Raw genomic sequence first — 19341 nt, forward strand, 5'->3', positions numbered from 1 at the left:
TTGCGGCGGAACTTGGGCAAATGACAAGCCTCGCCATGATGAGGACCATGCCACGCATTTATTGACGAAGTGTGTGACCGCTGTGAGATGCAGCGAAAAGAAACGCCCGGCGGGAAGAAACATCCGGCCAAAAAAGAAACACCCGCCTGTCTTGCGACAGGCGGGTGTTTCAAGAACCATCTCTGTCCGGCGGCCTTAAGCCACCGGAAGGGATATTAGTTCGACAGGACCGTCACACCGCGACGGTTCTGGGCCCAGGCGGCCTCGTTCGAACCGAGAGCCACCGGACGCTCCTTACCGTAGGAGATGATGGTGACGCGGTTCGCCGGGATGCCCTGGTTGACCAGGTAAGCCTTCACGGCGTTGGCTCGGCGATCGCCGAGCGCAAGGTTGTATTCGCGGGTGCCGCGCTCGTCAGCATGACCTTCCACGACGACCTTCCACTGGCCGTAGCGCTTCAGCCAAGCAGCCTGCTTGTCCAGCGTGGCCTTGCCGGCCGGCTTCACTTCGAACTTGTCATAGTCGAAGAAGACGCGGTCGCCGACGTTGACCTGGAAGTCCTGCACGGTGCCCGGGGCGATGCTGGTGGTGGTGGTGCTGGCAGTGCCGGCGCCAGAGGTGGCAGCGGTCGGGGCCGGATCAGACGAGCAGGCAGCGAGCAGCAGGCCAACGGCAGCCACGGCCAGGAACTTGGAGCCGAAGGTGTTGAGGCGCATTTTTATTATCCCTCCAAGGGTTTCGATTGAGTGAGTCAGAACCTGAGAACTACAGACAAAACTTGAGACCAAAACTTGCGTTCCATCCCGTGGGTCGAGTTTTTTTCGCTCTCAGGACGAACCGTCTGACAAACCGAAGGTTAAAACAGACGTCCGGGCAGGTTCTCAGTCCCAGAGGACCATGCCTGCCGCAAACGTTGCCGGAACCCTCAGTTCAAGCCATTACGTCACGGTGGACTATATCCACCGGTTTTTCCTGAATCAATAGGGGTAAGAGCTTGTAAATACTAAACCGCCCCCTGCGGCATTTCTGCAACAGAGGGCGGGATAACTTTAGTTATCCACAGGTTGCGACCTGTGGATATCCCCTCAGCGGACCAGGGGGGAGAGCGGCGACCAGGCCGGATCGGAGGCGTCGATCGGGGTGGGAATCTCCCGTTCGTTGTAACCGGTGAGGTCGATGGAGACCAACCGGACCTTCTGGCCACGGCCCGCGGAATTCCACGGCGTCTCACGATAGAACATCAGGACACGGCCGTTCGGCGCCCAGGTCGGCGCTTCCTGCACCACGCTGTTCGACGACAGAATGCGCTCGCCCGAACCATCGGGACGCATCACGCCGATCGAGAACTGGCCCTGATATTCCTTGGTGAAGGCGATCAGATCGCCGCGCGGCGACCAGACCGGCGTCGAGTAACGCCCCTGGCTGAAGCTGACGCGCTTCTGGTCCGATCCATCGGAATTCATGATGTAGATCTGCTTGGTGCCGCCGCGATCCGAATTGAAGGTGATGCGACGACCATCAGGCGCAAACGACGGTGAGGTGTCGATGCCTGGATCCTGCGTCAGGCGCGAGCGTTGCCGGGTGCGCAAATCCATCATGTAGACGTCCGAGTTGCCGTCCACCGCCAGCGACATGATCACGCGGTTGCCGTCAGGCGAGAAGCGCGGCGCAAAGGTCATGCCGGGGAAGTCGCCGACCAGTTCCTGCTGTCCGGTGTCGATGTTGAACAGGTACACGCGCGGCTTGTCGTTGAAATACGACAGGTAGGTGATTTCCTGCTGACTCGGGCTGAAGCGCGGGGTCAGCACCAGGTAGCGGCCGTCGGTGAGGAAGCGATGGTTCTCGCCATCCTGGTCCATGATGGCCAGACGCTTGACGCGCTTGTCCGGCGTGCCGCTTTCGGCGACGTAGACGACGCGGGTGTCGAAATAGCCATCCTCGCCGGTGACGCGCTTGTAGATCGCATCGGCGATCAGATGCGCCAGACGGCGCCAGTTGTCAGGCGTGGTGAACAGCGCCAGGCCGGTCATCTGGTTTTCGGCAGCGACGTCCCAGAGGCGGAATTCACCGCGCAGGCGGCCATCGGGCTGCACTTCGAGACGACCGCTGACCAGCGCATCGACATTGATGACGCGCCAGTCGCCGAAGCGCGGCTGCACGCGCAGCTGCGCCGGGGTCTGGATATGGGCGCGCGGATCGGCGGGCTTGAACAAGCCCGAGCGTTCGAGATCGGCGCGGATGACACGGGCGACATTGGCACCGATCTGGGTGGCCTGCGGATTATCGGCATCGAAATCCGAAATGGCGATCGGCACGGGCTTGAAGTTGCCCTTGGTGATGTCGATTTCGACGGCTGCCTGAGCGGTCATTGCCGTGACCAGCGCCAGCATCAGCGCCAGCATGCCGGCAATCGGTATCGCCTTCCGCGTCATCATTATCTCCTTATGCATTTACCCACCCAACATCATGCGCGGGTCAAAGTTCAAAATAATATCCTGGCTCCACTTGTCCCTGTCGCCCGGGGGCAACTGGAAGGGCACGGCCTTGAGCACGGCGCGCCGCGCCGACTCCGCCGCGGAGCGATAGGCTTCCTGGCCCGGCATATACATGCGGGCCTGATCGACGATTTCAGGCTGCGTGCGCAGCGAACCATCGGCATTGAGGCTGAATTTGATGCGGACGATCAGGTTGTTCGCGTCACGTGCGCCCAGATCGAACTGCCACTTGTCTTCCACCTGCTTGCGGATGAAGTCCTTCTCGCTCATCGAGACGGGCTGGTTCGGGTTCGACGGACCTTCCATGCGCGGCGACGCGGCCGGCGGCGGCGTGCGCGCCGCGGTCTGCGGCGCCGGATTGGGCTGCGGCGCCGGCGCGGTCTTCATCTTGTTGACCAGGGCCGCGACATCGGCGAAGTCGGGCGTCTTGCTCTTTTCTTCCGTGCGCTGCGGCGGCTTGGGCGGCGTCGGCTTGGCTTCCGGCTTCGGCTTCTCGGTCACCTTCGGCGGCTCAGGCGCCTCGACCACCTTCTCCGGCTTCGGGATCGGCTTGGGCGCGGGCGTCGGCTCAGGCATCGGCGCCGGCTTGGGCGCTTCGACCTGCTTGGGCGGCTCAGGGGTCGGCGGCGGGGGCGGCGGCGGCGGAGCCACGGCCTGCGGCGCCGGCTTGGGTGGCTCCGGCTTCGGCTCGGGCTTGGCCTCGGGGATCGGTTCTTCCTTCGGCGGCGCCTTGGTCTCGACCACCTTGGGCTGGACCTTGGGCACGTTGGTCTTCTCGGCGATCGGCGCGAATTCGGCCAGCACCACCATCGGCTCGGGCTCGCGCGGCGTATCGAACAGATGCGGCAGCCCGAACACGGCGAAGGCAACGATGCCGCCATGCAGGCTTGCCGAGAATATGTAGGACTTGCGCTGCACTCTTAACCCAACCCTCTGCCTGTTACTCTCTTAGACCGCGCTTAACGCTTCGCTGCCGGACCAGCGGGCGGATTGCCCACCAGCGCCACCTTGGTGAAGCCGCCGGAATTGATCATCCCCATCACTTCCAGCACCTTGCCGTAATTGATCGCCTGGTCGCCGCGCACGAAGATGCGGCGGTCGGGCGCATTGCCGGCAATCGCCTGCAGGCGCGGAATCAACTGGTCTAGCTCGACAACCGTTTCCTGCAGGTAAATGCCACCCTTGGAATCGATGGTGATGCTCAAGGGTTCATCCTGGCCCTGGATCGCGGCGGCCTGCGTCTTGGGCAGGTCGACCTGCACCCCGACGGTGAGCAGCGGCGCGGCCACCATGAACACGATCAGCAGCACCAGCATGACGTCGACCAGCGGCGTCACGTTGATTTCCGACATCGGCGCCCGCATGCGGCGACCGCCGCGGGTGGAACCACCGCCTCCGGATGACATGCCCATGGTCAGGCCGCCTCTTCGTCGAGCTGGCGCGACATCAGTGCCGAGAACTCGCCGGCGAAGCCTTCGAGCCGCACATTCAGGCGGCCGAGGTCGTTGGAAAACTTGTTATAGGCCATGACGGCCGGGATGGCCGCGAGCAGGCCCAGCGCGGTGGCGAACAGCGCTTCGGCGATGCCCGGCGCCACGACGGCCAGCGAGGTGTTCTTGCTGGATGCGATGGCGTGGAAGGAGTTCATGATGCCCCAGACCGTGCCGAACAGGCCGACGAAGGGCGACACCGAACCGACCGAGGCGAGGAAGCCGAGGTAGCGCTCCAGGCGCTCCATCTCGCGGTCGATCGACACGCGCATGACCTGGTTGATGCGGACCTGCAGCGAGCCCAGCCCCTGCTTGCCGCGCACCAGGCCACGCTCGGTGGAGCGGCGCCATTCGCGCATGGCGGCGACGAAGAGCACGGCCATCGGATGCTGCGGACCGGCCATCGACAGGCGGTCATACAGCGCATCGAGCGAACCGCCCGACCAGAAGTCGTTCTCGAACTTGTCGGTGTCGATCACGGTGCGGCGAATCTTGATCAGCTTGTCGAAGATGATCGCCCAGGACCAGAAGGAGGCCAGGATCAGCATCAGCATGACGGCCTTGACGATCCAGTCGGCCTGGATGAAGAGCGCCCAAAGCGAAAGATCGGCGGCGGCGGATGAGCCCCCGAGCTGCGCGGCGCTAACGGTCCTGTCCATAAGTTCGAATCCTTTTCGTTACGAGTTAGCAGATCAATGCGACAAATTTGGTGAAAGTGTGGCGAATACCGCCGCAATCGGCGGGGGAACGCGTCTGGGCCGGCCGGCCTGGTCGATGCAGGCCAGCCTAACCTCTGCCCGGGCCAGCAATTCCTCGCCGCGCCAGACATCCTGGCGGGCGGTCAGGCTGGCGCCGCGCAGTTCGGTAATGGCGGTCGTAACGGTCAGGTCCTCATGCAACCTGGCCGGTTTCAGGTATTCGATATTGCAGGCCCGGACGGCAAAGGCGACGCCCTGTTCGGCATCGGCCAGAACCGCGCGCTGGCTGATGCCCTTCTGCAGCAGCAGGTCGGACCGGCCGCGTTCGATGAAGCGCAGGTAGTTGGCGTAATAGACGATGCCGGCGGCATCGGTGTCTTCCCACTGTACGCGGACGGGATAGCGATGCAGGGCGTCAGGCATCCCAATCTTGCTAGGCATCATCGTCTCCCAGCAGGTCGAGCTGGCCGGCAGTGCTGAGACTGGCCGGGGCGTTGAGGCCGAGATGGGCGAAGGCGGCGGCTGTCAGCAGGCGGCCGCGCGGCGTGCGCTGCAGGAAACCCTGCTGAATGAGATACGGCTCGATGATATCTTCCAGCGCATCGCGCGGTTCCGACAGGGCGGCGGCAATGGTCTCGACGCCGACCGGGCCACCCTGGAAGTCGCGGGCAATCACGGTCAGATAGCGACGATCCATGGCGTCCAGGCCGCGCGCATCGACTTCCAGCCGCAGCAGCGCCGCATCGGCCACCTTGGCATCCACCGTCTTGGCCTTGGCGTAGACGGCAAAATCGCGCACCCGGCGCAGCAGGCGGCCAGCCACGCGCGGCGTGCCGCGGGCGCGACGGGCGATCTCGCGCGCCCCGCTGGCGTCCAGCTCCAGATCGAGAATGCGGGCGCCGCGCCGCACGATCAGTTCGAGTTCTTCGACTTCGTAGAAGTTCAGGCGCAGCGGAATGCCGAAGCGCTCGCGCAGCGGCGTGGTCAGCAGGCCAGAGCGCGTGGTGGCTCCGACCAGCGTGAACGGCGGCAGGTCGATGCGCACGCTGCGCGCCGACGGCCCCTCGCCGATGATGAGGTCGAGCTGGAAGTCTTCCATCGCCGGATAGAGGATTTCCTCCACCGCCGGATTGAGGCGATGGATCTCGTCGATGAACAGCACGTCGCGCGCTTCCAGATTGGTCAGCAGCGCAGCCAGATCGCCGGCCTTGGCAATGACGGGCCCGGACGTCGCCTTGAAGCCGGCGCCCAGTTCGCGCGCCACGATCTGCGCCATGGTGGTCTTGCCCAGGCCTGGCGGGCCGTGCAGCAGCACATGGTCCAGCGCTTCGCCGCGCTCCTTGGCGGCATGAATGAAAATGCTCAAGTTTTCGCGGGCGCGTTGCTGGCCGATGAAGTCGCCCAGCACCTGCGGACGCAGATGGCGCTCGAAGTCGTCGCCTTCGGCTTTCGCACCCGAAACCATACGCGGGGCCTCGCTCATCGCGCCAACTCCTTCAGCGCGGCCGGAATGAGCTGCTGCACATTGGCTTTATCGCCGAGATTGCGCGCGGCCGTGGTGACGGCGCCAAAGGCATCGGCGCGCTTGTAGCCCAGGTTGACCAGCGCCGAGAGCGCATCGGCCACCGGGCCCTGCGATTTCTCTTCCACAGCCACGATCTCGCCCGGCGAAGCCATCGCCACCGGGCCGAGCGCGATGCCGCCGACCTTGTCCTTCAGTTCGGTGATCAGGCGCACGGCCAGCTTGGGCCCGACGCCATCGCAGCGGTTCAGCGTGGTCTTGTCGGCACTGGCAATGGCGCGGAAGAGCTCGTCCGGCGCCAGCGTCGACTGGATGCCGAGCGCGACCTTGGCGCCGACGCCCTGCACGGTCTGGAGCAGGTTGAACCAGCCGCGCTCGGCCTCGGAGAGGAAGCCGAACAGATGGATGTGGTCTTCGCGCACATGGGTCTCGATATGCAGACGCACGGCTTCGCCCGGGCGCGGCAGAGAGCGCAACGTGCGGGCCGAGCAGTAGACCTGGTAGCCGACGCCGCCGACATCGAGGATGCAGAAGGTTTCCGACACGCTGTCGAGCAGGCCGCTGAGCTTGGCGATCATCGCGCCAGCCTCGTTTCCGCGGCCATGATGCGACGGCTGGTGGCGGCATGATGCGAATGGCAGATCGCCACCGCCAGTGCATCGGCGGCGTCCGGGCCGGTCACATTGCACCCCGGCAACAGGCGCTTCACCATGGCATGGACCTGGTCCTTCTCGGCGGCACCGGTGCCGACGACAGCCTTCTTGATCACGGTGGGCGCGTATTCGCCTACGGGAAGCCCGAGCAAAGCCGGCGCCAGCAGCACGACGCCGCGCACCTGGCCGAGCTTCAAGGTCGAGGACGGATTCTTGTTCACGAAGGTCTCTTCCACGGCGGCGGCCTGCGGCTGCCATTCGGCCAGCAGCTCGGCCAGCGCGTCATGCACGGTGCGCAGGCGATAGGCCAGTTCGTCGTCCGGGTTGGTGCGGATGGTGCCATGCGCCACATGGCTCAACCGGTTGCCCTCGGCGGAGATGACTCCCCAGCCGGTGGCGCGCAGGCCCGGATCGAGACCAATGATGCGCATGTAAAGCCTGTTCCGCTCCTTTGCCCTGGTATCAGCTGGCGAGCTTCTTCAGCTCGTCGTCGGACATCTCGAAATTGGCATAGACCGTCTGCACGTCGTCGGAATCCTCGAGCACCTCGATCATCCGGAACAGCGTCTCGGCCTTCTCGCCCTCGATCGGCGTGGTGGTTTTGGGACGCCAGACCAGCTTGGCCGATTTCGGATCGCCGAACTTCTTTTCCAGCGCCTCGCGTACGGCGGCGAAGTCATCCTGCGCGCAGGTGACGACATGCTCTTCGTCTGACGACTGCACATCCTCGGCGCCGGCATCCAGGGCGCCCTCGAACAGCGCCTCAGGCGTCGCGGCCGTCAGCGGGAAGACGATCTCGCCGACGCGGTCGAACATGAAGGCGACCGAGTTGGTCTCGCCCAGCGCTCCGCCGTTCTTGGAAAAGGCGGCGCGCACTTCACCGGCGGTGCGGTTGCGGTTGTCGGTCAGCGCTTCGACGATGACGGCGACGCCACCGGGACCGTAGCCCTCGTAGCGCACCTCTTCGTAATTGTCGGCCGCATCGCCGCCGGCGCCGCGCTTGATCGCACGTTCCAGCGTGTCCTTCGACATGTTGGCGACGCGGGCAGCCTGGATGGCGGCGCGCAGGCGCGGATTGGCGGCCGGATCGGGCTGGCCGCTGCGGGCCGCGGTGGTCAGTTCGCGGATCAGCTTGGTGAAAATCTTGGCGCGCTTGGCATCCTGCGCGCCCTTGCGGTGCATGATGTTTTTAAACTGGGAATGGCCAGCCATGACGGAACCTGCGGCTAATATCGTGAAAAAGCGACCGAATCGGGCATGTTTACCACATTTCGGTCCGTTTATCTGCCCGGCCCACACGGAGTTGAGCGGCCGGGCACCCTGCCGGGGCCAGCGCGATAAAGCCGGTGCCGGACAAAAGCAAGGATGCCACCGGTTACCGGATCATCCCAAAGGGTGAGTGTCTCATTGCGCCGAATCACGCAGATCGCTAGTGTTTTGGCGGACCGGCCCTGTATCCGGCACATGTCTGATCAAAATAATATATATCTTACAAAGAGTTATGAGCAGCGCAAGCGACATCATGCAGCTGGTAGCCGTGCCGGGCCGCGGGGCGAGACCCTCCAGCGGCCTGCCGGGCTATCCGCAGTCGGTGCTGCTGACCTATGCCCATGGCCTGTGGCTGGCCGCGCGCGACGCCGCCGAGATGCCATCGCGCCGGATGCTCGAGCATCCCGGCCTCGAGCCCTTGCGCCCGCAGCTCATCCTCTTCGCGGTCGAGCGCGACCCGCATGACTTCCGCTATGTCGCCGTCGGCAGCCGCATGCAGGCGCTGAGCAATGCCGACTATGTCGGCCGGCGCCTGAGCGACGTGCCACACCAGCGTGCGCCGAGCACGGTGTGGGACCACCTCACCGCCGCCGTCGACTGCCGTGCGCCGGTGAAGGGCGTGCTGCCCTATGTCGGCCGCAGCCGCGACATCAACAGCATCTTCCATATCGTCATGCCGCTGGCCGATGACGGCGAGACCGTCGACCATGTGCTGGTCTGCGTCGACCTGCACCAGGCCGTGCGCCTGCAGGACGGCACACACCCCTTCACCCAGCTGGGCTAGCGCGGACACCGCGTGCGCTCAGGCAGAATAGTCCACGCAATATTTGAAACACTCTTCGCAGCGACAGGGGAAACCGCGATTGTCTAGCATGCGTGACATGCTGATAAAACGCCAGGCAACGCCGATCCTGCTGCGTGGCTACGACTACTGGAACGCCAAGCGCGGCGGGCGTGCAATGCCGTCGCGCGCCGATATCGATCCCATCGAGATGGGCAGCCTGCTGCCCAACATCGTGCTGCTGGACGTGCTGCGCGACGCCCAGCCGGGCTGGCCGCTGGATTTCCGCTACCGCGTGCTGGGCACCACAGTGGACTCGCATATGTCGCGCCGCTTCACCGGCCTGCAGATGAGCGAGGTGCCGCACCAGCAGCCGGACAGCCAGCTGTGGCGCAACTTCGCGCGCGTGGTGGCAGAAAAGCAGCCGCAGCTCAACCACGTGCCCTATGTCGGGCCACACAAGGACTTCCTGACGGTGATGGACCTGATCCTGCCGCTGTCACCCGACGATGACACCGTCACCATGATGATGTCGGTGGTCGATTTTATCCCGCGCGACATCGGCTGATCCATCTCACACGTCCGTGCATACTTAGAGCGTGCAAGCACAACACTTTCATGCCACGCTTGTCCGGCATGAATGGGCGGGTTTCTGCATTACCTAAACTGGATCTCAGCCACGCAACGCCGTTGCTGTTGCGTGGCTTTGACTACTGGATCGCCAAACGCGGCGTCCGCATCATGCCGGCGCATGCCGATATCGATGCGGCCGAGATCGCGCATCTGCTGCCGCATCTAATCCTCATGGATGTACTGTACAATTCCAGGCCGGGCTGGCCACTGGATTTCCGTTACCGGTTGATCGGCGATCATGTGGAAACCTACATGATCGATCGCTACACCGGGAAACACATGAGCGAGCTGGCGCACCAGCGGCCGCCCAGCGTCATCTGGAGCAGCCTGCAAACCGTGACCCAGGTGAAGAGCCCGCGCATCAACCGCGTGCCCTATGTCGGACCGCAGAAGGACTTCGTGACGGTGACCGACATGGTGATGCCGCTGTCGTCGGACGGCATCGGTGTCGACATGCTGTTCATCGTCGTTGACTTCATCCCGCGGGAGTAGAATCAGCGCGACAACCAGTCCCATGATTCTCCGTGCAAGCCCTATCCATCCGTGTCAGGCTCGATACGTATGAATACGCTGGAACTCGATCTTGCCGGGGCCACGCCCCTGCTGCGCCAAGCTTACGAATACTGGAATGTGAAGCGCGCCACGCGTGCCATGCCGTCGCGCGCCGATATCGATCCGGCCGATATCGTGCCCCTGCTGCCGCATATCATCCTGATGGACGTGCTGTATGACAGCAAACCGGGCTGGACGCTGGATTTCCGCTACCGCCTGATCGGCACGCATGTCGATACCCAGATGAACGCGCGCTACACCGGCCTGTGCATGAGCGACCTGCCGCACCAGAAACCGCCGAGCCGCATCTGGACCAGCCTCTACACCGTGACCGAAGCCAAGACGCCGCGCATCAACCGCGTGCCCTATGTGGGCCCGCACAAGGATTTCCTGTCGGTGGTGGACATGGTGATGCCGATGGCGTCGGACGGCGTGCGCGTCGACATGCTGTTCTGCGTTGTCGACTTCCTGATCCGCGAGCCCAACGTCTAATCCTTGAGCGCCGCTGCCATGCCGCGGCGCAACGCCGGCAGCACGTCTTTGGCAAACCAGGGATTGCGTTTCTGCCAGCCAAGGCTGCGCCAGCTCGGATGCGGCAGGGGGAAATAGCCGTCGGGCAGATAGCGCCCGAAATTCCGCACCGTCTCGGTCAGGGTCTTTTCGCCCTGCCCGCGCAGGTAATGGTTCTGCGCATATTGCCCGACCAGCAGGGTGAGCTTCAGATCGGGCAGGAAGCCCAGCAGCTTGTCATGCCAGCGCGGCGCACATTCGGGACGCGGCGGGTTATCGCCGCCTTTCGGGTTGACGCCGGGATAGCAGAAGCCCATCGGCATCACGGCGATCTTCGTCATGTCGTAAAAACTGTCGTGGTCCATCTGAAGCCAGCCGCGCAGCACATCGCCACTGCGGTCGTTCCAGGGCAGACCGCTCTCGTGCACTTTCGTGCCGGGCGCCTGCCCGATGATCAGCAGACGCGCGCTGCGCTGCAGGCGCACCACGGGGCGCGGCCCGAGCGGCAGATGCGCCGCGCACAGCGTACAGCCGCGGACGTCTTTCAGCAGCGCGTCGAAACGGCTGCCCATTGAGGACTCAGAGGCTTGTCTGTGACAGTCGACCACCCAGCCGCAGCGGCGCGATGCGGGTGGCTAGCCCGGTGCGGTCGTCGGTCTCGACATAGACGGCGCAGAGCGTGCCCTCGCCATTGGCGGGCTCGAAGCGGCCGTTGGGCACCTTGCGGGTGAAGCGGTTCAACGGCTCGGTCTTTTCCATGCCGATCACCGAATTGTAGTCGCCGCACATGCCGGCATCGGTCTGGTAGGCCGTGCCGCCGGGCAGGATTTGCGCATCCGCAGTCGGAATATGGCTGTGCGTGCCGCAGACCAGCGAGGCGCGGCCATCGCAGAAATGGCCCATCGCCATCTTCTCCGACGTCGCCTCGCCATGGATATCGACGATGATCGCATCCGCCCCCGCACCGGCACCCAGGCGGTATTTCTGCAACTCGCCATCGACGGCGGCGAAGGGATCGTCCAGCGGGTCCATGAAGATGCGACCCATCACCTGGATCACCAGCACCTTCTTGCCACTCTGCAAAGTATACAGAGCCGCGCCCTTGCCCGGCGTGCCCTTCGGGTAATTCAGCGGCCGCAGCAACTTCGGATCGGAGTTGATGTAGCTGAGCGTCTCGCGCTGGTCCCAGGCGTGGTTGCCCAGCACGATCACGTCGATGCCGGCAGCGTAGAACTCCTCGCATATCTTGCCGGTGATGCCGAAACCGGCGGCGGCGTTCTCGCCATTCACCAGCACGAAATCGAGGCCCAGCGTCTTGCGCAGTTCGGGAATCCGCGACACCACCGCGTCGCGCCCGGAGCGGCCGACAATATCGCCGCAATACAGAAGTTTCATCGCTGGTCCTGTCCTAAAAACTGCACGGCCCCGCGTTCGGTCACCGCCCAGTCCAGTATTTCGTCATGCGCCCCGTGAGGCAACTCCGCCACCTGCTGTACCGCGAAGGCATAGCCGACGGCCACACTCTTTTTGTCACCCGAGGCCCGCAAGGCCTGCAGCGTCACGTCGTAATAGCCGCCACCCATGCCAAGCCGGCGACCAGCGGCATCGAAACCGATCAACGGGACCAGCAGGATATCGGGCGGCAGCATGGCCGCACCCTCGCCCGGCGCCGGAATGCCATAGGCGCCGCCCGGCGGCGGACTGGCGAGATCTTCGCAGAGCCGGAACTGCAGCAGGCGGCTGCCCTTCTGCACGGCGGGCAGCACGATGCGCGCACCCTGCCGCTGCAAGGCCAGCAGCAGCGGCAGCGGATCGAGCTCATCGCCCATCGGCCAGTAGCCGGCGACTACCTGACCCGCCTGCACCGGAATGGCGGCGAGAAAGCGTTCAGCTGCCAGCGTCGCAATCGCCGCGCCGTTGGCTTGCGCCGCCTCGGCGCGGCGTGCCTTCAGCTTGCTGCGCAGGCTCGCCTTGCGCTGATCGAGCGCTGGATTGCCAGTGAAGTCGTTTGAAGAAGCCACGCTGGCCTGGTCAATTGAATGGGGCGGAAGTGGACGGGCCCGCCATGGCCGTTAGCATGAACTAACCTCTGTGGCCTGGCGTACCAGGTGGGCGCCGTATGATCGGAACCAGGGCTCCGGCCAGGGACAGCTCCCTAGAGATGAGCATTGGCCCCAGGGTTATGAACACCAACGCACCGGGCAGCACCCGTCCAAGGCTTTATTTAGGTGGTCTCAAGCCTTGCGGCAATGTCTTCCAGCCGTTTTGCCAGTCCCAGCAGGGCATCCGCGCCCCCGGCAGCGGTTTTCTGCTCTTCCGAGAGCGCATTAACCTCTTGCCGCATGGCCGCCACGTCGCGCTGGGCCTGTTCCAGATCGTCGGCGAGCGTCAGCGCCGTCATCAGCAGCAACCGCGCCTCGCCCACCTGCCCCACCAGGGCGGCAAGCTCTTTCACCCGGGCATCAACCAGCCCGGACAGACGACGAACCTGATCTTCCTCGCCATCGTCGCAGCCGATCGGATAGAGGCGGTTGTTGACGGTGACATTGATCTCAGCCATCGCAGCAGCCTCCCTTACACCCTGACATCGGCATCCAGCGCCTGGCGCAGGCGCGCCATCGTCGCCTCCAGCCGCGCCGCGACACCCGACTGGAAGGCCTGCATTTCCGTATGCGCCGCCCGCGCGGCGGCCAGTTCGGCCTTCAGCGCCACGACATCGCCGCCGGCATTCATCGGCTGCGACGCAGCCGCGCGTTCCTGCAGCTGCACCTTGGCATCGACGGCGGCCGCCAACCTGGTGCGCAGCTCTTCAGTCTCTTTCTTCAATGCCTCCAGTTCGCCATTGTCCGGCTGCGGCATGCTGGCGCGTGCCTGCAGCTCCACCTTGGCATCGACCGCTGCAGCCAGCTTGGCGCGCAGGTCTTCGGCGGTCTGCTTCAGGGTCGCGACTTCGGCATCCCGCACCTGCAGCGTTTCACGCAAGGCACTGTCGTCCTGCACCACCGCGGCCTCGTCCTGCTGCAACTGCGCCAGCTCGGCGCGCAGGGCATCGACCAGGGCGGCGCGCTCGCGCAGGGAAGCCGCCTCGTCGCGGGCAGCCTGCAGCTCGTCGCGCAGGGTTTTGACCTCGGATGCCACCAGGCCATGCTGTTCGGCCAGCGACCGGAAGGCCGCCCCGCGCTGCGCCAGGGCGGTATCCAGCCGGCGCACGGCCTGCTCCATGGCGGCCACCGCTGCAGAGACACCGGATTGCATTGCTTTGCTTCAGTTCATTGGTGTTGGGCGGTAAACTTGACATGGAAGATAAACTTCGCGACCGTCCCGCGCAACCAAACCGCCCGCCGTCTTCCCGCCACATTCCCCCCCGGCCGTCCCATGACCGATTTCCCAATGATCGCAGACCCCTGGTTCTATGCTGCGGCCTTTCCGGCGGTCCTGATCGTAGGGATGAGCAAGGGAGGCTTCGGCCCTGGAACCAGCCTGATCGCCCTGCCGCTGCTGAGCCTGGTGCTGCCGCCGCTGCAGGCCGCCGCCATCATGCTGCCGGTGCTTTGCGCCATGGATCTGGCCGGCCTGTGGGGATTCCGCGGCCGCTGGGATCGGGAAAACATGAAGATCATCCTGCCCGGCGCCCTGATCGGTATCCTGATCGGGACACTGACCGCAGGCTATGTCAGCAATAGTGGCGTCGAGATCATCGTCGGCGGCGTGGCCGTGGTTTTCGCCCTGCAGAAATGGCTGAAGCGCAGTCCGGTCGAGCCGGCGCAGCCCCATGTTGCGAAAGGCGTATTCTGGAGCGCTTGCTCGGGCTTCACCAGCTTCATAGCCCATGCGGGCGGTCCGCCGCTGCAGGTTTATCTGCTGCCGCAGCAGATGGACAAGACGAAGTTCGTCGCCACCACCGTGGTCTTCTTCGCCGCGGTCAATTACGTGAAGCTGGTGCCCTACTGGTGGCTGGGCCAGTTCACCCCGGGCAATCTGGCCACCGGTGCCGTACTGGTGCCGGTCGCGGTCGGCGGTGTCTATCTGGGCATGTGGCTGCATCACAAGATGAGCGATGCGTTGTTTTTCCGCATCGTTTACAGCTTCGTCTTCCTCTGCGGCCTGAAGCTGCTGGCTGACGGCTTCGGCCTGCATTTCCCATAAGAAGAGTGGCCAACAAATAGTGATATTCCGGGGGCTGTTGCCGCAGATGCACAGTTTGCTCTAGCTTGGTTCCCACAGGGGGACTGCCGGACAATGACCACGATTTACGACCGCGATCTCGACCAGAACCGGGCCAATTTCGAGGCCCTGTCGCCCATGAGCTTCCTGCGGCGCACGGCCGAGGTTTTCCCCAACCACCAGGCCGTGATCCACGGCAAGCTGCGCTATTCCTATATCGAGCTGTATGAGCGCTGCCGCCGGCTGGCCTCGGCGCTGGAAAAGCGCGGCATCACGCGCGGCGACACGGTGGCAATCATCGCGCCGAACACGCCCGCGCATCTGGAAGCGCATTTCGGCATTCCCGTCACCGGCGCAGTGATCAACGCTATCAACACGCGGCTCGATGCCGCCGCCATCGCCTTCATCCTGGAGCATGGCGAAGCCAAGATCCTGTTCACCGACCGCGAATACAGCGCCACCGTGAAGGCCGCCGTGGCGCTGTCGAAGACCAAGCCCGTGGTGATCGACATCGACGATCATCTCTGCACCACCGGCGAGCTGTTCGGCGAGATGGAATACGAGGCCTTCCTCAAGACCGGCGATCCGGACTGGGACTGGCGCGGCGTCCAAGATGAATGGGATGCGATCTCGCTGGGTTACACCTCGGGCACCACCGGCAATCCCAAAGGCGTGGTGACGCATCATCGCGGCGCGTATCTCAATGCCGTCGGCAATGCCGTGACCTGGAACCTTCCCAAGCATCCGCGGTATCTGTGGACGCTGCCGATGTTCCATTGCGACGGCTGGTGCTTCCCCTGGACCATCACCATGCTGGCCGGCGTGCATGTCTGCCTGCGTAAGGTCGACCCGGCGCTAATCTTCGACAGCTTCCTGAATCACGGCGTGACGCATTTCTGCGGCGCACCCACCGTGCTGACCATGTTGATCAATGCGCCTGATGATGTGAAGGCGAAGCTCAAGCCTGGCGTGAAATGCATGACCGCCGGTGCAGCGCCCCCGGCCGCCGTGCTGGCGGCGATGGAAAAGATGGGCTTCGACGTCACGCATGTGTATGGCCTGACTGAAGTCTACGGTCCCGCCGTGGTCTGCGACTGGCATGAAGAATGGGACAGCCTGCCGCTGCCCGAGAAGGCCGCGATGAAGGCGCGTCAGGGCGTGCGTTATCACGTGGAAGAAGACGTCACCGTGCTGAATCCCGAAACCATGGAGCGCGTGCCGGAAGACGGCGAAACCATGGGCGAGATCATGTTCCGCGGCAATATCGTGATGAAGGGCTACCTGAAGAACCCGAAGGCCACGCAGGAAGCCTTTGCCGGCGGCTGGTTCCATTCCGGCGATCTGGGCGTGCTCTATCCGGGCGGCTACATGCAGATCAAAGACCGCTCGAAGGACATCATCATCTCGGGCGGCGAGAATATCTCCACCATCGAGGTGGAAGGCGTGCTCTATATGCACCCTGATATTGTCGAGGCCGCGGTTGTTGCGCGTCCCGACGAGCATTGGGGCGAGACGCCCTGCGCCTTCGTCACCCTGCGCAACGGCGCAGAGACGACGGCCGACAAGGCAGGCGGCGACGCGATCATCGCCTTCTGCAAGGAGCGGCTTGCGAAGTTCAAGGTGCCCAGGACTGTGGTATTCGGCGAGTTGCCGAAAACCTCGACGGGCAAGATCCAGAAGTTCGAACTGCGCGAGAAGGCCAAGGCAATCAAGTGAAGCAGGACCTCACATGACGCCCGGCCGCGCGGTTCTTACTGGGTATATCGGGTGATTGCCTCTTTCAGCTTCAGCTTTTCGCGTTTGAGCTGGGTGAGGCGGGACTGATCGGGCATCGGGCGGTGAATCTCATCATCGATCGCCGCTTGCAGGCTGTGATGTTTTTCGATGAGAGTGTCGAGATGCGCCAAATTGTTCATCGCGGGCTCCTCCTTTCGGTTTGGAGCGCGTCACCAGTTCGACTGCGGTCGCCCTGTCAGGCACGACCGCATCGGTTCGCGCCTGTATGTTAGCTAAGCACTCGTTCCGCGCTTTGTCAGCCCCGAATTGGTAAATTCTCACAGAAGCGAAATTTTGTATGCGCCGCACACGGAAAACCACTGAGAAAACGCCCTCCAAACGAGCGGCCGGCAAAACCGCGCGTGTAAGCGGTGGAATCAGGAAGCGCAGCCAAGCCGCGATCGGCGCTGGAAAAATCGTGCCGGCAATCCGCCATCCGGCGCAGCGTCGCCTGGTTGTAGGCATCACCGGCGCTTCGGGCGTGACCTATGGCATACGTCTGCTGGAAGCTCTGAAGAACAGCGGCATCGAATCCCATCTGGTCATGAGCCGTGCCGCCGAAATGACCATCGCCTACGAGACGACTCGGGATGCGAAGGATGTGAAGGCGCTGGCGACGAAAGTGTATGTCGTGGGCGATATCGGGGCGGCGATTTCGTCGGGCTCGTTCCAGACGCTGGGCATGGTGATCCTGCCCTGCTCGATGAAGACGCTGGCCGAGGTCGCCACCGGCGTGACCAGCACGCTGCTGAGTCGCGCGGCCGATGTGACGCTGAAAGAGCGCCGCCGCCTGGTGCTGGTGCCGCGCGAGACGCCGCTGCATCTGGGCCATCTGCGCAACATGACGGCGGTGACCGAGATGGGCGCGATCATCGCGCCGCCGATGCCGGCCTTCTATGCGATGCCGCAGACCCTGGAAGACCTGGTCGACCACACGGTCGGCCGCGTGCTCGATCTTTTCGGGCTCGACAGCGGCCTGGTAAAGCGCTGGAGCGGCCGGCCTTAGTCTTCGCTCAGGGCTGCGCCGAGCAGGTCGGCGGCCAGCTGCAGGGCCTCGGCATTGCCGGGCGCGACCTGCTCCAGGTATTGCGAGAGATGCGTCGCCGCCGCCTCGACATGATCGGGGCGCGAGAGCGGCAACGGCCGGCGGATCGCCGGGCTGACGCGGCTCACGGCCGCCAGCCAGGCCTGCGCCACCTGCTCCAGCCGCAGTTCCAGCGCCTTGGCATCGGCATAGAGGGTTTCCGCTGCCGGTTCGTCGGCGATCAGGGCCTTCAGCGCGCGCCGGGCTTGGCGATACGGCTGCAGCACGGCATTCACCGGGGCCACGGCACTGCGGGCATGGTCGAGCTCGGCGGATTCCCAGCCGGGATAGCCCTTGGCGGCGCGCCAGAAACCGAGCAGCAGCAGGTTCACATCGGCATTAAAGCGATCCTGCAGGGCCACGCAGGCCGCAGCCACCCCGGGACGACCGTATAGCTCAAGCGAAAAGGCCCACAGGCCGGGGACCTTAACATCGCTTGCGGAAAGGATTTTTGGGCCGGACATGTCTGAGTTTGTGTCGCGCTCTGTCATCCGTGCTATGGTAGCGGGCTTTTATGGCCCAAGGGTAGGCTTGAGTGACGGTATGAATTTTCCCGGTCCGATCGACACCGAGGAACTGGAGCGCAAAGTCGCCGATCTGCGCGCCGAGCACCGCGACCTCGACGACGCGATTGCCGCGCTGGCCGAGCAGCCGAGCCTCAACCTGATCCAGATTCAGCGCATGAAAAAGCGCAAGCTGGCGCTGAAGGATCAGATCACCCGCATCGAGAACCTGCTGATTCCCGACATCATCGCTTGAGCCACGCCGCCGCGAAGGCGGCCGAGATTTCTCTGGTCAGCGCCCGCGCCGGCGCCGACAGCACCCGACCTTTCAGTTGCAGAAAACCGAGCTGGCGGCTCAGGGCCGGGCCTATCAAGGGCCGCATGCACAGCTTTTCATTCGAGAACATCGTGAAGGTGAGCGCCGGCAGCGCCGTGACTCCCAGCCCCGCCGCAACCAGCGCGATGCAGGAGGCGATCTGCTCAACCTCGTAGCGCGGCTGCAGCGCAAAATCCGCCTGCAGCAGCACGGCATCGGCCAGCCGGCGCACCGACGTGCTACCAGCCATCGCCACGTAAGGATGGCCGGCCAGCGCGCTCCAGGGCAACGGGCCTTTTCCCTTGGCCAGCACATGATCGTCGCGGCAGACCAGATGGATGCGGTCAGCACCAAGCTCCTCATAGGCCAGCGCCGCCGTATCGGCGATCCGCGTGGTGACAGCGAAATCGGCGATGCCATCGCTCACCATCTTCACGGCGCGTTCGTGCATCACGTCGTAGATCGCCACGTCGATGCCCGGATACTTGCGCTGCAGCCGTTCCAGTGCCGCCGGCAGGATCGAAGTCGCGACCGAGGGCAGCACCGCGATGGCCAGACGCCCGTGCAATCCGCTGACGCGGGACGCCACACTCTGCAGGCCCACTTTTACGTCTCGCAACAGGTCCTCGGCCACTGCGGCGAGATGCCGGCCATCGGCGGTCAGCGTCACGCTGCGGGTACTGCGGTCGAACAGCTGCAGGCCGAGCTCGGTCTCGATCTTGCGGATCGCCACGCTCAAGGCCGGCTGCGAGATGCGCAGCTCGGCCGCGGCAAGACTGAAGCTTTCCAGCCGCGCGGTGGCGGTGAAGATTTCGAGCTGGCGCAGGCTGAGATTTATAGACACAGATTATAAGTCCATATTTCTTATATATTGGACGTTATACATCGCAGGGCG

The 19341-nt window shown here is 64.1% G+C and carries 26 protein-coding genes and 1 other RNA gene; 8 read left to right on the top strand and 19 right to left on the bottom strand.

Translation table 11 applies throughout. The features are described 5' to 3' along the window. Positions 1–215: 215 nt before the first annotated feature. The 10 genes from pal to AC1RRE_RS15960 all read right to left on the bottom strand — a co-directional run bounded on the left by pal (position 216) and on the right by AC1RRE_RS15960 (position 8070). Positions 216–716 (bottom strand): peptidoglycan-associated lipoprotein Pal, encoded by a 501-nt coding sequence (pal, locus tag AC1RRE_RS15915; RefSeq protein WP_492982209.1) that lies wholly within the window; start codon positions 714–716, stop codon positions 216–218. Between the two features lie 369 nt (positions 717–1085). After that, complete coding sequence (gene tolB, locus AC1RRE_RS15920) at positions 1086–2432, bottom strand: Tol-Pal system beta propeller repeat protein TolB (RefSeq protein ID WP_492982211.1); 1347 nt, start codon at positions 2430–2432, stop codon at positions 1086–1088. Between the two features lie 18 nt (positions 2433–2450). Beyond that, the gene (locus AC1RRE_RS15925; RefSeq protein WP_492982213.1) at positions 2451–3413 is read right to left on the bottom strand and encodes a TonB C-terminal domain-containing protein; all 963 of its coding nucleotides are present in this window, start codon (positions 3411–3413) and stop codon (positions 2451–2453) included. A gap of 41 nt (positions 3414–3454) precedes the next feature. After that, entirely contained in the window at positions 3455–3907 is a 453-nt protein-coding gene (tolR, locus tag AC1RRE_RS15930) for a protein TolR (protein WP_492982215.1), read from the bottom strand. A gap of 2 nt (positions 3908–3909) precedes the next feature. Further along, on the bottom strand, positions 3910–4644 hold the full coding sequence (tolQ, locus tag AC1RRE_RS15935) for a protein TolQ (RefSeq protein WP_492982217.1): 735 nt from the start codon (positions 4642–4644) through the stop codon (positions 3910–3912). A 33-nt stretch (positions 4645–4677) separates the two neighbouring features. Next, positions 4678–5124 carry a tol-pal system-associated acyl-CoA thioesterase gene (gene ybgC, locus AC1RRE_RS15940; protein WP_492982219.1) on the bottom strand — a complete coding sequence of 149 codons (447 nt, stop codon included), beginning with the start codon at positions 5122–5124 and terminating at the stop codon, positions 4678–4680. Then, positions 5117–6166, bottom strand: a complete 1050-nt coding sequence (ruvB, locus tag AC1RRE_RS15945) for a Holliday junction branch migration DNA helicase RuvB (protein WP_492982221.1) — start codon at positions 6164–6166, stop codon at positions 5117–5119. Before ruvB ends, ybgC begins: the two co-directional genes overlap by 8 nt. Further along, positions 6163–6783, bottom strand: a complete 621-nt coding sequence (gene ruvA / locus AC1RRE_RS15950; RefSeq protein WP_492982223.1) for a Holliday junction branch migration protein RuvA — start codon at positions 6781–6783, stop codon at positions 6163–6165. Before ruvA ends, ruvB begins: the two co-directional genes overlap by 4 nt. Further along, the gene (ruvC, locus tag AC1RRE_RS15955; protein WP_492982225.1) at positions 6780–7289 is read right to left on the bottom strand and encodes a crossover junction endodeoxyribonuclease RuvC; all 510 of its coding nucleotides are present in this window, start codon (positions 7287–7289) and stop codon (positions 6780–6782) included. Before ruvC ends, ruvA begins: the two co-directional genes overlap by 4 nt. A 31-nt stretch (positions 7290–7320) precedes the next feature. Then, a complete protein-coding gene (locus AC1RRE_RS15960) occupies positions 7321–8070 on the bottom strand; it encodes a YebC/PmpR family DNA-binding transcriptional regulator (RefSeq protein WP_492982227.1) in 750 nt (249 codons plus the stop codon). A 289-nt stretch (positions 8071–8359) separates the two neighbouring features. Here AC1RRE_RS15960 and AC1RRE_RS15965 point away from each other — a divergent pair, with 289 nt between their 5' ends. The 4 genes from AC1RRE_RS15965 (at position 8360) to AC1RRE_RS15980 (ending at position 10585) form a co-directional block, all read left to right on the top strand. Then, positions 8360–8911 (top strand): PAS domain-containing protein, encoded by a 552-nt coding sequence (locus AC1RRE_RS15965; protein WP_492982229.1) that lies wholly within the window; start codon positions 8360–8362, stop codon positions 8909–8911. Positions 8912–9008: 97 nt separating this feature from the next. After that, positions 9009–9476 carry a PAS domain-containing protein gene (locus AC1RRE_RS15970; RefSeq protein WP_492982231.1) on the top strand — a complete coding sequence of 156 codons (468 nt, stop codon included), beginning with the start codon at positions 9009–9011 and terminating at the stop codon, positions 9474–9476. Between the two features lie 50 nt (positions 9477–9526). Beyond that, a complete protein-coding gene (locus tag AC1RRE_RS15975; protein WP_492982233.1) occupies positions 9527–10033 on the top strand; it encodes a PAS domain-containing protein in 507 nt (168 codons plus the stop codon). A 69-nt stretch (positions 10034–10102) separates the two neighbouring features. Next, positions 10103–10585 carry a PAS domain-containing protein gene (locus tag AC1RRE_RS15980; RefSeq protein WP_492982235.1) on the top strand — a complete coding sequence of 161 codons (483 nt, stop codon included), beginning with the start codon at positions 10103–10105 and terminating at the stop codon, positions 10583–10585. Here the strand turns inward: AC1RRE_RS15980 and AC1RRE_RS15985 are convergent. The 6 genes from AC1RRE_RS15985 to AC1RRE_RS16010 form a co-directional block, all read right to left on the bottom strand. Further along, positions 10582–11175 (bottom strand): uracil-DNA glycosylase family protein, encoded by a 594-nt coding sequence (locus tag AC1RRE_RS15985; RefSeq protein ID WP_492982237.1) that lies wholly within the window; start codon positions 11173–11175, stop codon positions 10582–10584. The genes AC1RRE_RS15980 and AC1RRE_RS15985 overlap by 4 nt on opposite strands. A 7-nt stretch (positions 11176–11182) precedes the next feature. Next, a complete protein-coding gene (locus tag AC1RRE_RS15990) occupies positions 11183–11998 on the bottom strand; it encodes a TIGR00282 family metallophosphoesterase (protein WP_492982239.1) in 816 nt (271 codons plus the stop codon). After that, entirely contained in the window at positions 11995–12624 is a 630-nt protein-coding gene (locus AC1RRE_RS15995; RefSeq protein WP_492982241.1) for a 5-formyltetrahydrofolate cyclo-ligase, read from the bottom strand. Before AC1RRE_RS15995 ends, AC1RRE_RS15990 begins: the two co-directional genes overlap by 4 nt. Positions 12625–12657: 33 nt before the next feature. Then, positions 12658–12814: non-coding RNA, 6S RNA (gene ssrS, locus AC1RRE_RS16000), on the bottom strand. A gap of 13 nt (positions 12815–12827) precedes the next feature. After that, positions 12828–13163 (bottom strand): cell division protein ZapA, encoded by a 336-nt coding sequence (locus AC1RRE_RS16005; RefSeq protein WP_492982243.1) that lies wholly within the window; start codon positions 13161–13163, stop codon positions 12828–12830. 14 nt (positions 13164–13177) lie between these two features. Continuing rightward, positions 13178–13858 (bottom strand): hypothetical protein, encoded by a 681-nt coding sequence (locus AC1RRE_RS16010; protein ID WP_492982245.1) that lies wholly within the window; start codon positions 13856–13858, stop codon positions 13178–13180. 135 nt (positions 13859–13993) lie between these two features. On the opposite strand from AC1RRE_RS16010, the gene AC1RRE_RS16015 reads away from it, so the two are divergent. Both AC1RRE_RS16015 and AC1RRE_RS16020 read left to right on the top strand, forming a co-directional pair. Continuing rightward, entirely contained in the window at positions 13994–14749 is a 756-nt protein-coding gene (locus tag AC1RRE_RS16015; RefSeq protein ID WP_492982949.1) for a sulfite exporter TauE/SafE family protein, read from the top strand. Positions 14750–14842: 93 nt separating this feature from the next. After that, positions 14843–16483 carry an acyl-CoA synthetase gene (locus AC1RRE_RS16020; RefSeq protein WP_492982247.1) on the top strand — a complete coding sequence of 547 codons (1641 nt, stop codon included), beginning with the start codon at positions 14843–14845 and terminating at the stop codon, positions 16481–16483. Positions 16484–16518: 35 nt separating this feature from the next. Here the strand turns inward: AC1RRE_RS16020 and AC1RRE_RS16025 are convergent, their stop codons facing one another. After that, complete coding sequence (locus tag AC1RRE_RS16025) at positions 16519–16683, bottom strand: YdcH family protein (protein WP_492982249.1); 165 nt, start codon at positions 16681–16683, stop codon at positions 16519–16521. Between the two features lie 278 nt (positions 16684–16961). On the opposite strand from AC1RRE_RS16025, the gene AC1RRE_RS16030 reads away from it, so the two are divergent. Continuing rightward, the gene (locus AC1RRE_RS16030; RefSeq protein ID WP_492982251.1) at positions 16962–17549 is read left to right on the top strand and encodes a UbiX family flavin prenyltransferase; all 588 of its coding nucleotides are present in this window, start codon (positions 16962–16964) and stop codon (positions 17547–17549) included. Here the strand turns inward: AC1RRE_RS16030 and AC1RRE_RS16035 are convergent. Next, on the bottom strand, positions 17546–18118 hold the full coding sequence (locus AC1RRE_RS16035) for a TIGR02444 family protein (protein WP_492982253.1): 573 nt from the start codon (positions 18116–18118) through the stop codon (positions 17546–17548). The two genes, AC1RRE_RS16030 and AC1RRE_RS16035, sit on opposite strands and share 4 nt — an antisense overlap. Before the next feature lie 52 nt (positions 18119–18170). Between AC1RRE_RS16035 and AC1RRE_RS16040 the strand changes: the two genes are divergently transcribed. Next, positions 18171–18386 carry a YdcH family protein gene (locus AC1RRE_RS16040; protein ID WP_492982255.1) on the top strand — a complete coding sequence of 72 codons (216 nt, stop codon included), beginning with the start codon at positions 18171–18173 and terminating at the stop codon, positions 18384–18386. Here AC1RRE_RS16040 and AC1RRE_RS16045 read toward each other — a convergent pair. After that, positions 18376–19290, bottom strand: coding sequence for a LysR family transcriptional regulator (locus AC1RRE_RS16045; RefSeq protein ID WP_492982257.1), 915 nt, complete (start codon positions 19288–19290; stop codon positions 18376–18378). The genes AC1RRE_RS16040 and AC1RRE_RS16045 overlap by 11 nt on opposite strands. Positions 19291–19341 lie beyond the last annotated feature (51 nt).

This window comes from Ferrovibrio sp. GW821-FHT12D07 (genome assembly GCF_058807275.1).